General features: G+C 39.8%; 8 protein-coding genes. 4 read left to right on the forward strand and 4 right to left on the reverse strand.

Annotated elements, in window-relative coordinates:
* Positions 1-311 precede the first annotated feature (311 nt).
* The 4 genes from BUB08_RS15900 to BUB08_RS15915 are packed head-to-tail and all read left to right on the forward strand — an operon-like array spanning position 312 to position 6,137.
* The gene (locus BUB08_RS15900) at positions 312-3,284 is read left to right on the forward strand and encodes a right-handed parallel beta-helix repeat-containing protein (RefSeq protein ID WP_073002897.1); all 2,973 of its coding nucleotides are present in this window, start codon (positions 312-314) and stop codon (positions 3,282-3,284) included.
* A gap of 15 nt (positions 3,285-3,299) precedes the next feature.
* Positions 3,300-3,980 (forward strand): DUF4956 domain-containing protein, encoded by a 681-nt coding sequence (locus BUB08_RS15905; RefSeq protein WP_073002898.1) that lies wholly within the window; start codon positions 3,300-3,302, stop codon positions 3,978-3,980.
* 3 nt (positions 3,981-3,983) lie between these two features.
* Entirely contained in the window at positions 3,984-4,691 is a 708-nt protein-coding gene (locus BUB08_RS15910; RefSeq protein WP_073002899.1) for a VTC domain-containing protein, read from the forward strand.
* A 9-nt stretch (positions 4,692-4,700) separates the two neighbouring features.
* Positions 4,701-6,137 carry a glycosyltransferase gene (locus tag BUB08_RS15915; protein ID WP_073002900.1) on the forward strand — a complete coding sequence of 479 codons (1,437 nt, stop codon included), beginning with the start codon at positions 4,701-4,703 and terminating at the stop codon, positions 6,135-6,137.
* A 40-nt stretch (positions 6,138-6,177) separates the two neighbouring features.
* Here BUB08_RS15915 and BUB08_RS15920 read toward each other — a convergent pair whose 3' ends face one another.
* From BUB08_RS15920 to BUB08_RS15935, 4 genes are all read right to left on the reverse strand, one after another.
* Positions 6,178-7,596: an ArnT family glycosyltransferase gene (locus BUB08_RS15920; protein ID WP_073002901.1), complete on the reverse strand. Its 1,419-nt coding sequence runs from the start codon at positions 7,594-7,596 to the stop codon at positions 6,178-6,180.
* Between the two features lie 29 nt (positions 7,597-7,625).
* Positions 7,626-9,668, reverse strand: coding sequence for an LTA synthase family protein (locus BUB08_RS15925; RefSeq protein ID WP_073002902.1), 2,043 nt, complete (start codon positions 9,666-9,668; stop codon positions 7,626-7,628).
* Between the two features lie 5 nt (positions 9,669-9,673).
* Entirely contained in the window at positions 9,674-10,420 is a 747-nt protein-coding gene (locus BUB08_RS15930) for a glycosyltransferase family 2 protein (RefSeq protein ID WP_073002974.1), read from the reverse strand.
* Between the two features lie 126 nt (positions 10,421-10,546).
* Positions 10,547-11,479, reverse strand: coding sequence for a Ppx/GppA phosphatase family protein (locus BUB08_RS15935; protein ID WP_073002903.1), 933 nt, complete (start codon positions 11,477-11,479; stop codon positions 10,547-10,549).
* Positions 11,480-11,807: the final 328 nt, after the last annotated feature.

Consider the following 11,807-nt stretch of genomic DNA (forward strand, 5'->3'; position numbering starts at 1 on the left):
AATATTGTTTAAGATTTAAAATTTAAGCATATTGTTTTTGATGGGGTAGCTTGCTGTTACAAACAAAACTGGCAAAGCTTAAGTATCTCTGATTTTTATGAGTATTGCAAAAAAGATATACAAATAACAGGACTTGAATTGCAGTATTGCAAAGAAGGCTGTTTAATGTTCGATTTTAATAAAAAGAAGGTGTTGAAGGAATCGGGGGGTAGTTGTGGATATATGCTCTATACTATTTTAGTTTAGACTGCGTTATTTCACTTAGCCAACGAATCTTTTTTGTTAAATTAGCCGCCTATTAATGGATTTGCATGATTGTTACGGATAAAAATATAATTGCACTAATTATATCTGTTATTGTTGTTTTTGGGTGTACTCCCGGCAACAATACAAAAGAAGATGATTTTGAAAATATTTTTAAGTGCAGCGCCGAGAAACTGGATAACAGCGGGAAAAAGTTTGTCGACGAAAAAAATCAATCCATGGAGTTCGGGAATGTTGAGACCCGCACTTCAGAACAAGCTTATTCCGGCGAATATGCCTCGAAATTGACTCCTCAAACTCCCTATGGATTTACTACTGATTTTACTGCAGGAGCAGACGAGTATTTTAAAGTTACTGCCTGGCGAAAAAGCAATGATGATAACGGGGTTATTGTTATTGACTGTGGCGAAGGGTATTACCATGCCGGGAAATTTGTGGTAGAGGAGCGGAAAGACGGATGGCAGAAAATATACCTGGAAGCATATACTCCGCCGCACTTTCTTTTTGGGAAAGTAAGAATATTTGTCTGGAACAACAGTCAGGATACCGTTTATTTTGATGACCTTGAGATTGTTCATCGCCAGCACAAAGATTATCCGGAATATGATCGTTTTTCTGCATTGAGCATTTATGTGGAGGATAATAACCTGAACTATTTCAATAAAAAACGAATTGAAGCATTTGATAATGGTGTTCTGGTTAACGAAGATGAAGATTATGCCGGGGCTGTTATTTTTGACGGGAATGATTTTTTGAACGGTGAGGTCAGGTTAAAAGGCGATCTGATGGATCATATTCAGGGCGACAAATGGTCGTTCAGAATTAAGCTGAAAAGTGATTTTGCATGGAACCATGTTCGTACGTTTTCGGTGCATGACCCGGCAACCCGTAATTTTTTGCACGAATGGCTGGCTCATCAGATTTTTACCCGCGAAGACGTGCTTACCACCCGTTACGGTTTTGTTCCGGTGGTGCTGAACAACCGGTCGAGAGGTATTTATGCATGGGAAGAACACTTCGAAAAGCACCTGATAGAAAACAGAGACCGGCGTGAAGGCCCAATTGTGCGTTTCGACGAAACCCTGTTTTGGAACCGTGTTATGGAAGCCAACACAACAAAAAAGGCCTGGGATGTAGATTACTTCGGTGCTGCTAAAATTACTCCGTTTAAGGAAGGCTCGGTAACTTCCGATTCTTTAAAAACCAGGCAGGCCGAAGAAGCTCAAAAGCTGATGCTGCAATACAAAACCTGTTCGATGCCTGTATCGGAAATTTTCGATGTTGATGTATTGGCCAGGTATTACGCGTTAATGGATATTACCCAGGCTTACCACGGTTTTACATGGCACAACCAGCGGTTTTATTTTAATCCGGTAACCTGCCTGCTGGAACCGATTGCGTTCGATGGGTACATTGAAGGCGGTATTTTTAAGCGAATTGACGAGCCGATGATTTCGCTTTTGGATCCTGCCAAATTGAATACATTTCATAAAGAAGAGTTGATGCTTTACCAGGTTTTTACCGATAGTTCGTTTAATCGAAAATACCTGGAAAATTTGAAGGCGTATTCTGATCCCCTGTATGTTGAAAATGTGGTGCGGCAATATACTCATCAGGCCGATTCGTTGAGCGGATTAATCAGACAAGAGTTCCCGTATTATCATTTCAATTTTGATTTTATTCGCAGTCAGGCGCGACTGGTCAGGGAGAACCTGTCGAATATTGAAAATAATGTTCAGCGACTGAACAGTGCGTTCAGGCAAATCAATTACGAGAAATTCAGAAACCAATATACTACTGAAGTCGGTTCGAATATTACTCCGTGGCTGGTTCAGGCTTTTTACAACAAGGGGAACAGAACAATGGACGTTCTGAATTATCATGGCGGGGAAGTTTCTGTTGTTGGTGTTTTGGTCGCCGACAATCTGCCCGAGAGTTTTTCGCCTAATGTGAAACTGCCTGCTTACGACGGGGTTAACCCGGGAAAAGCAACTATTTCTGTGCAGGGCGAGCCTAATAAAATACTTTTTAATGCAGGCGGAAAGATGCTGGAATCTGATGTGAGCCACTGGGCATTTAGCGACGAAATCAGTTCGAGGCAACGTTTAATGAATAGTGCGAATGAGGCAAAATTGACCGAAAGTAGCGATTCCATCATTTTCGACGGCAAATATGTTTTTAACAGCGATGTTTATATTCCTGCCAATAAGAAAGTTGTTTTTTTGCCCGGAACACAAATTGATTTGGTAAACGGAGCCGGCTTTTTCTCCTTTTCAGCGTTTTATTCGATGGGAGAAGAAAAGCGTACGGTTGAGTTTTTCTCCAGCGACAAAAGTTCTCAGGGCGTTCATGTTTTGCAGGCGTCAGAACGGTCAATATTAAAACATACGCGTTTTTACCGGTTGGGAAGCATTCGAAAAGGCGGCTGGCAAACGCCTTCGGCAGTTACTTTTTACGAGGCCGATGTAGATTTTTCTTATTGCACGTTTGAGGCGAATGTTGATTGCGATGATGCACTAAATGTGGTTCGCTCCGACTTTTTTGCTAAAAACTGCCGGTTTATCGATACATTTGCCGACGCGTTCGATTCGGATTTTTGTACCGGAAGAGTACTGGATTGTGAGTTTGTGAATATGGGGAACGATGCCATCGACTTTTCAGGAAGCCGGGTTTTTATTTCGGGATGCACAATGTTTGAAATAAGCGACAAAGCAATTTCAGGTGGCGAAAATTCGCAGCTAACCGTGAAAAACTGTAAAGTGAATAAGGCTACAATTGGTGTTGCCGCCAAAGATCTTTCTTCGGTTGAAATAGAGGGCTCGGAGATTCGGAAAACAGTTTATGCTTTTGTGGCATTTAAGAAAAAGCCTGAATACGGGTCGGCAAGCATTTCAGCCGAGAATGTCAGGTTAAAAGGAAACCTGACCTTTCATAAAATTGAAGAAGGCTCGTTGCTTAAAGTGAATGGGACTGAAATATTTGGAAGAGAGAAAAAGTTAGCATTAAAATTATATCAATAAAAGTAAATTTTTAACATGGATAAGTGGAACCTGTTTCAACGGTTTTTAATAACCGAAAACGCACAAATTTCCATTTGGGAATTTTTAATCAATGCCGTCATTATTTTGGTTTTGTCGTTTATTCTCGAATGGACCTATCGCAAATGCGCCAAAAGCCTTTCGGGTAGAAGAGCGTTTGCGGCCAACTTTTTTTTAATTGCATTTACCACCATGCTAATTATCTCCATTGTGAAATCGTCGTTAGCGCTGTCACTGGGGTTGGTAGGTGCACTGTCAATTGTCCGTTTCCGTTCGGCAATAAAGGAACCAGAAGAGCTGGCTTACCTGTTTTTTACCATTGGAATTGGTTTGGGCTTTGGCGCAAATCAGCGGGTGGTAACAGTTGTTGCCGCTTTAATTCTTTTGGCAGTAATATGGGGAAGATATTTAACTTCAAAAAAAACAAGAAAACAGAACTTGTTTCTTACCGTTAGCGGAACGGGCACCGAAAAACCGTCTCTCGGTAAAATTGATGAGTTGGTGCAGCATGTTTTTAAAGCATCGAAACTGGTTAGGTTTGACGAAACTTCAGATTTAATTGAAGCGGGTTTTTGGATTGAAATAAAAAGCTCAGATGACCTTCAGCAATTTAAAAACAGCCTTACCGAGATTAGCCCGGAGACGCGCGTTTCGTTTGTTGACAACAACTCCTTTTAACAAATGCAAGGATACACCCGGTTAGATACTTATCGTTACGAGCGGAAATTTGTGGCGGAGAAAGTGCCGCGACAGGTGGTCGAATCCATCGTAAAGCAAAACAGTGCATTTTTTGCAACTGCTTTTCCTGCCCGGCAGGTTAATAACATCTATTTTGACACGACCGGGATGGATTGCTATTTCGCCAATATTTTTGGAGTGGGACAGCGCTCGAAAGTTCGTGTAAGGTGGTACGGGAAACTGTTTGGCGAAGTGGTATCTCCTGTTTTGGAATTCAAAATAAAAAAAGGGTTCACCGGGACGAAGAAGTCGTTTAAGTTGCCTTCGTTTAAAATCGAAGAAAAGCAGTATAACGTAGATTTGTGGAAGGATTATTTTTCGGGTGCCGGCCTGCCCGACGACGTTTTGATAAAACTTTCAGGCCTGCAGCCGGTATTGCTAAATGCATACAAAAGAAGTTATTTCGAGTCGCATGACCGAAGGTTTAGAATTACGGTTGACGACCAACTGGAGTATTACAACCTGCGGCCAACCTGGAACCAATTTTTACACAAGCACAGTGAACACCGGAAATCGGTAATTGAATTAAAATACGATCAAACCTGGGAAGATGATGCGGAACAGATAACAAATCAGATTCCTTTCCGTTTGGATAAAAACTCTAAATATGTTTCCGGGGTGAGCTATTTCAGGCCGGAAATACCTGTTTAACTTAAAGCTATGGATATTTACAAGGAAAAAAAACAACACCTGAAAGATTATTTCAACAAGGCGGCAGCAACCCGAATAAAGTACCGTAGAAGTAAAAGCTATTACTGGGACAGTATTACCCGGTACGTGGATTTTTTTATCGACGACGAATCGTCAGTACTCGAAATTGGGTGCGGAACAGGTGAGTTGCTAAACAAAATAAAAGGAAAAGAGAAGACCGGAATTGATTTTAGCGAGAAAATGATAGAGGAAGCGCAGAAGCAGTTTCCCGAAATAAAGTTTGTTTGTTGCCCTGCTGAAAGCATTGAACTCGATAAAAAATTTGATGTAGTTGTTCTTTCCAATGTTATAGGTTATCTGGTTGATATACAACAGGTATTTGAGGAGATACATAAAGTTTGTCATGCCGAAACAAAAATTGTAATTACTTATTACAATATTTTTTGGGAACCGCTTATTAAGTTCGCTGAGTTTATAGGAATTAAGAAAAGAGGCCCGAAACAAAGCTGGATTTCGAGAAAAGACCTGGCCAACCTGCTTTACCTTGCGGGTTTTGAAACTTACAAGCAGAATTCGTCCATGCTGTTTCCATTTTATGTTCCGCTTTTGTCTTCGTTTCTGAACAAATTTTTGTCGCGGCTACCTGTGTTTAACTGGTTTGCGCTTAACCAGTACAGTTTTGCCCAGCCCGTTGCTAAGGTTAGTGAAGAAGAGGTACAGCGTAAGTATTCGACAACTGTGTTAATTCCGGCGCGTAACGAAAGCGGCAACATTGAAAACGCCATTTTGCGTATGCCTGATTTCGGGAACCACATTGAAATCATTTTTGTGGAAGGAAATTCTACCGATGATACCTGGGAGAAAGTTCAACAGATTCAGCAAAAGTACAAAGATACCCACGACATAAAAATTCTTCAGCAGCCCGGAAAAGGAAAAGGAGATGCCGTTCGTGCAGGTTATGACGTTGCAACCGGTGATATATTAATGATTTTGGATGCAGACCTGACAGTGCCGCCGGAACAACTGCCGAAGTTTTACAATGCCATTGCTGCCAACAAGGGTGGTTTTATAAATGGCACTCGGCTAATTTATCCGATGGAAAAAAATGCCATGCGGTTTTTAAATACGCTTGGAAACAAATTTTTTAGTCTGGCTTTTAGCTGGCTGTTGGAACAACCGGTAAAAGATACGTTGTGCGGTACCAAAGTGATGTTCCGTAAAGATTATCTGAGGCTGGCCGCAAACCGTTCGTACTTTGGGAATTTTGACCCGTTTGGTGATTTTGATTTGCTTTTTGGTGCGTTCAAGCTGAATCTCAAAATAATTGATATGCCCATCCGCTACCAGGAACGTATTTATGGCGATACCAACATTTCGAGGTTTAAACACGGTTTGTTACTGCTGAAAATGTGGTGGTTTGCTTTGTTTAAAATCAAATTCATGTAGAAACAAGTAACCTACTCAGAAAAATTGTCTGCACGTAATATTACTTCAGGGCTTTGTTGGTGTAAATCTCTCCCCACGCATGTTTTAGCTTGAATTCTTTTATAAGTTTATTTTCATTTTTAATCGTATCCATTTGCGCAGTAACTCCGTAGGATGTGCATTCGTTTAAAAAGATCTCAGCATCACGATATTTATTTAATATCATGACATTTTTAAAATTCTTTTCAGAAGAAAGGTATCCCAAATGGGGATTTCGTAAACAAAATATGAGGTTGAAGCTTGTTGCAATTGATTCATCGTGCCAGCCCTGTCCTTCGCAAAATTCAACCATCTGCTGGTGTGTTTTTACTACTTCTGCATAGCCTAAATCGCTGTCTGCATTTGTTTTCTGCGTAAATGTATAGACAAGAGGAATCGCTGTAATAACCACAAGAATTATTCTGTTTGCAATTCTGTTTTCAAATTTAGATTGAGAGAGAATAACTCCGGCAATAACCATGAAGAGTGCTAAAAGGCTTAGCATGTATCGCTGGGTGTAAAAATTTAGGGCCGAGAACAATACAAAAACAATAATTTGCAAAGTTGCTAATGCCAGTAATTTGCCATTCTCAATTTTTCTCTTCCTGATTAAAACAGAAGCCAGGGCAAAAATGACCGCTGCCAGTATTATAATTCTTCCATACCGGGTAAAAATAATTCCGGCAGCAATTTTCAATTTTCTAAGAATAGTAGTAAAATCCGCCTGAACATAGTTAAGATGTTCATTAAAAAAGTACGAGCCAAATTCTTTTTTATGAAGGATTAGAAAAGCTCCGTAAATAAAAATAGGAACGACCAACCACAAGCTTTCTTTTACAAATTTGGACAGATTCTCTTTTTGAATCAGTGAAATAATAAAATGAAAAAGGAGGAATCCTCCAATAAAAATAATGCTGGTCTCTTTGGTTAGTACCATCAGAGAAGCCAATAAAGCAAACAACGCTAATTTTTTATTTAAATAGGCATTTGTAGAAAGTAGCAGTAGCAGTGTAACTAACATTTCGGGAAGAAGCATAGTTGCCTGAGCCAGAAAAAGTGATTGTACGCTAAACAACATCACTGCAATATTGGCTGCCCACAAACCGGCGTGTTTTTTTACCAGGAAGAAAGTGGCAGTCAACGTTCCCAAAGAAATAAGTAAAGGCAATATATGCACTGCAAAAACAGAAGTGCCCACTAGTTTCATCCAAAGTGATGACAGAAAGAAGAAGAATAGCGGGTGTCCTTTGGCGTCCCATAGGGGGAGTGCTCCTGGAAGCAATCCCGGTCCATTTTCATACATTTTATATACTGCCGGAAAATAAGACCACGCTTCATCCCAAAAATATGGTAAATATAGATGGGGAAATTTTACAATTACCACAAAAAGCAGGGGAACAATAAATAGGTAGTTCTTGAGTTTTATAGCACTTATTTTCATCGGTTTAATTCGTTTTGTGTATTTCGATTTTAGTTGTATGAAACGCGTTCAATCGATAAGTCGTCAAAATAAGCCTGTTTTTTGTCTTTGTTCCAAAGATAGACTTTAAGTGACGTTTTTTCCATTTCAGAAGTTACCTGAAAATTAATTCGTAGTAAATCCCAACCGTCGCCAGAAGACGTAATATAGTCGTTTTGTGACTTGTAAAAAACATTGGGTGCGGTGGAGCCTATCACCAGACGTGCACTGTTATTATCAGATTTCCGCCAAATTTTCACCTCATATAATTCGTCTCTTTTTAAGCTGTCCATAAGGTATTCCATGGCAAATTCTGTATTGCTGTCCATTTTTATGGAATATTGCCCCGATTTTGCAACTTCGTTGGTTCGAGACAGAGCGCTACCAAATAATTCATTATTCAGACCTGAGAAGGTTTGGTTTTTATCCACTGTTTCAAATCCACAGGACGCTATTTCTTCTGTTGTTTTTTTTCGCGCAATTTGCTGATATGCCAGGGTGTCGAGTTCATAAACTGCCTGAATACGCCCTTTGTAAATTTTTTTTAGAGGAAATCCTTTTTCTGTCATTTCTTCCGCCAATTTTTCATCCATCGGGCCACCAACCAGAATTATTTTAGAGCTGTTAAGCTGAATAATATCTTCCAAGAGTATCTCTGCATTCCAATGCTGAAAAAAATCATAATGAGAATTGTAGAAATATGTATTCGGATACAATTCTTTCAGGTAAGGCAGCATCTTGTTTTTTGTATAAACATCTCCAAAATTGAGGGCTGAGAATTTATTTAATGAATATGGATAATAGTATATCCGTGTGTAATCTGCATAATTTTTTGTCAGCATTAATTCGGTAGAGTCAATCTCTTCATTTGTTATTTTGTACCCATAATCTGCATATTCAATTTTTCCCGGTTGTCTGAACGAAAGAAATAGCAGTAGAGAGATTGTCATTACCGGCAATACGATTTTTTGTGGTATCGTCAATACTTTCAGAATAAAAAGTATGGTTATACCTGTTAAAAGGAGCACCGGAATCAAATAGTGGTTTGGGTGAACAATATAATGTTTGGAAACAATTAAAACGCCCAGAATACTGGAAGCAACTAACCCAATAAGGATACGAACGTCAGAGTTGTCTTTATTTAGCTTTTTGCTTTCAGCTCGTTTTATATAGTACAGAACTACGGATAGTACACCAATTACGGTGACAACAAAAAATATCGGATTATTTTTGAATATTTCCAGCATGTTATGAAAATAGGAGGAAAAGTCAATTAATCCCTTTTCTCCGTGGCCATATTTTCCGGTTCTGTTTATTAAGTTTCTAAACCAGAAATACATATGTTTGTATTCGGGAATTGCAGGAATTATGAACAATAGAAATGACAAAACAGTACTGCCTGAAAAAATCATTTTCTTTTTAACACCTTTGAATAGTATTAACGGAAAAAGTACCAGAGGAAGAAATGTGGCTTTTGTTGCCAGCCCGAAACCGGTGATTAAAGCGAACAGAAATACAAATTTGTATGAGCTTTTGTTCTCAGAAGCAGTGAAATAGAGTATTGTAATTACATATATGCAGGTGATAAAAAACAGAAGGGGTTCGGGCTCTACTTTTGTCCATATATGGTCAAGTGTATTCGCGCTGATTAATGTTGTAGCTTGTAATAAAAGCGCAGCCCACAACGATCTTGTTTTTTTGTAGGCAATCCAGCCGAGCAGCAACAACACTAACGAGTTCAGGACTACCAGTACATATTGAATGGCATCCATAAACTTGAGTGGATTTTTCAGAACATTTGTTACCAGGTCTACATTTTCTGGGTTTGAAAACAGGTGTTTAAACGAAATAGTCAATGCTCCAATTTGCATGACAGTTGTTCCCGGATGATCGATATATCCCACGCTTTGTCCGTCGCAAATGGCGGTGGCGTTAGCCAGGTAAACGTAGTTAGGGTCGTTTCCGTATTTCGCATGCGTTATGTGGAATCCGCCCCACAAGAAAACAACAGGAATCAGGAGAATGCAATATCGCAAGTATTTCGCTAATTTCATTTTTGTTATTTGGGTTGAAAAATCTTATTCTTTATAAGCCCCCATTTTTGCAGCCTGAATTGCAACGACGTTTGCAAAACGCCAATGCCGTAAATGCTGCTGTTTTTTATGTTAATGCTCGATGCGTCGTCGAAATATTTGGTGGGGCAGGTAACTTCTGCAATGTCGTATCCGGCGTACCAAATCTGGGCAAGCATCTGGTTGTCGAACACAAAATTATCGGAGTTGGCGTTGTAGTTTACATTTTCCAATACTTCGCGGGTAAACGCGCGGTATCCGGTGTGGTATTCCGAAAGTTTGGCATTCATTAATATATTCTGAATGAATGTTAGTCCACGGTTTGCAACGTATTTAACAAGCGGCATTCCGCCTCTGAGAGCGCCTTTCCCCAAAATACGCGAGCCGAGAACAACATGGTACAGTCCGCTTCCTAATATGCTGGCCATGGCAGGAACAAGTTTCGGGGTGTATTGATAATCCGGGTGGAGCATAATTACAATATCGGCACCAATTTCGAGAGCCTTGTTGTAACACGATTTTTGGTTTCCGCCGTAACCGGTGTTTTTTTCGTGAACGATGATGTGTTTTATCCCTAGTTTTTTGCCCACTTCTACGGTCTCGTCTTTACTAAGGTCGTCTACTAATATAACATCATCTACAATTGTAAAATCAATTTCGTTGTATGTAATTTCCAGTGTTTTGGCGGCGTTGTATGCTGGCAACACAACTACAACTTTTTTCCCGTTAATCATTCCTTTTTTTTTAATGAGCGGTAAAAATAGCAAGAAAAAAGGAGAGCGTTTATATGAATGAAAAATATATCTGCTTTTACGCTAACCCGAATGGCAGAACATTTTAATGAAATAGTTTTTTCCTGACTAAAAAACCGGATTGGCGTCAGATTCCATTAATTCAAACAGCACACCTTCTCGAAGGGCGAAATTCGTCTGGATAATTTGCGAAATGCCTGAGGCTTCAACCAACAACCCAATTAAAATCATTGCCGGGACAATGAGGTCGATGCGAACCGGATCCATCCCTTTTATGTTCATGCGTTGTTCCCGGGTTGATTCCACAAGCAAGTAGTACACCCTCCAAAAGTCTGCCATCCTTATTTCCTGTTTTTTTCGTGGCTTTTCTTCCGGATTAACCTGATCGATGATATCTGCAATTGTATCAAAAGTACCCGAGCATCCAACAAGTGTTTTTACCTTGTGAAGGCTGCACTGCTCAAAGGCCGCTTTGTGCCATTCGAAATAAAAGTTTCTCAGGGTTTCAATTTCGTTCGGTTTTATGGGGTCGGATATGGCAAGTTGTGTAACAACATGGAACATCCCCGCAGGCTGACTTTCTTTCCAGTTTAGCTCTTTTTTGTGAGCTATGATTAGCTCGTTGCTGCCTCCGCCAATGTCTAAAATGACAGACGGATTTCTTAAATTACCAAGGGCCAGCAGAACTCCCTTGAAAATGAGGTCGGCCTCCTTTTTCCCGGAAACCACCCTTATTATCCATCCCGATTCTTCGCTTACTTCATCGAGAAACGGGATTTTGTTTACGGCGTCGCGAACGGCTGATGTTGCAAACACGCACACTTTTTCGACCCTATGTTCTTCTATAATTTTTTTTTGTGTTAAAATTGCTTTGGTAACACGAGCGGTGGCTTCTTCACTAATCTGATGGGATTTTATCTTGCTGTCGCCAATTTTTACCAATTGCTTGCTCTGATGCAATATGTTGAACCTCGGTTTGTTAACTTCCGCTATTAATAAATTGCAAGTGTTTGTGCCCAAGTCAATAACAGCTACCCTCATCTCGTGCTTTTTAAGTGAAACAATACTTTAAAATTGAAAAATGTTCAAATGTAAGTTTTACCCTGATTCTTTTAAACGCAATGTTTGTCCAACGAGTGTGTGTGTTGATATGGGGAAGGCTTCTGTTTGTATTGAATGAAGCGTTATTTTTTTCGCTTCCTTCCGGATGTGTTTTCAAAAAGAAATGCTGTTCAATTGTTTGTATGGACTGAAAAAGACACCGCCGGGAAAGAATCGAGACTGCGGTTTCACCCCTCTGGATTTGAGTTTTAGAATTGCCCGAAAATTCATTGTCGGGCCACTTTTGTTTTGCAGGGTGTTGAAACTG

The organism is Mariniphaga anaerophila, from assembly GCF_900129025.1.
GTDB classification, from domain to species: Bacteria; Bacteroidota; Bacteroidia; order Bacteroidales; family Prolixibacteraceae; genus Mariniphaga; species Mariniphaga anaerophila.

Excerpts from the sequence above, each read along its gene's own strand:
- BUB08_RS15930 (WP_073002974.1), bottom strand. The coding sequence starts at position 10,420 with ATGATTAACGGGAAAAAAGTTGTAGTTGTGTTGCCAGCATACAACGCC.
- BUB08_RS15915 (WP_073002900.1), top strand. The coding sequence starts at position 4,701 with ATGGATATTTACAAGGAAAAAAAACAACACCTGAAAGATTATTTCAAC.
- BUB08_RS15925 (WP_073002902.1), bottom strand. The coding sequence starts at position 9,668 with ATGAAATTAGCGAAATACTTGCGATATTGCATTCTCCTGATTCCTGTT.
- BUB08_RS15935 (WP_073002903.1), bottom strand. The coding sequence starts at position 11,479 with ATGAGGGTAGCTGTTATTGACTTGGGCACAAACACTTGCAATTTATTA.
- BUB08_RS15905 (WP_073002898.1), top strand. The coding sequence starts at position 3,300 with ATGGATAAGTGGAACCTGTTTCAACGGTTTTTAATAACCGAAAACGCA.
- BUB08_RS15900 (WP_073002897.1), top strand. The coding sequence starts at position 312 with ATGATTGTTACGGATAAAAATATAATTGCACTAATTATATCTGTTATT.
- BUB08_RS15920 (WP_073002901.1), bottom strand. The coding sequence starts at position 7,596 with ATGAAAATAAGTGCTATAAAACTCAAGAACTACCTATTTATTGTTCCC.
- BUB08_RS15910 (WP_073002899.1), top strand. The coding sequence starts at position 3,984 with ATGCAAGGATACACCCGGTTAGATACTTATCGTTACGAGCGGAAATTT.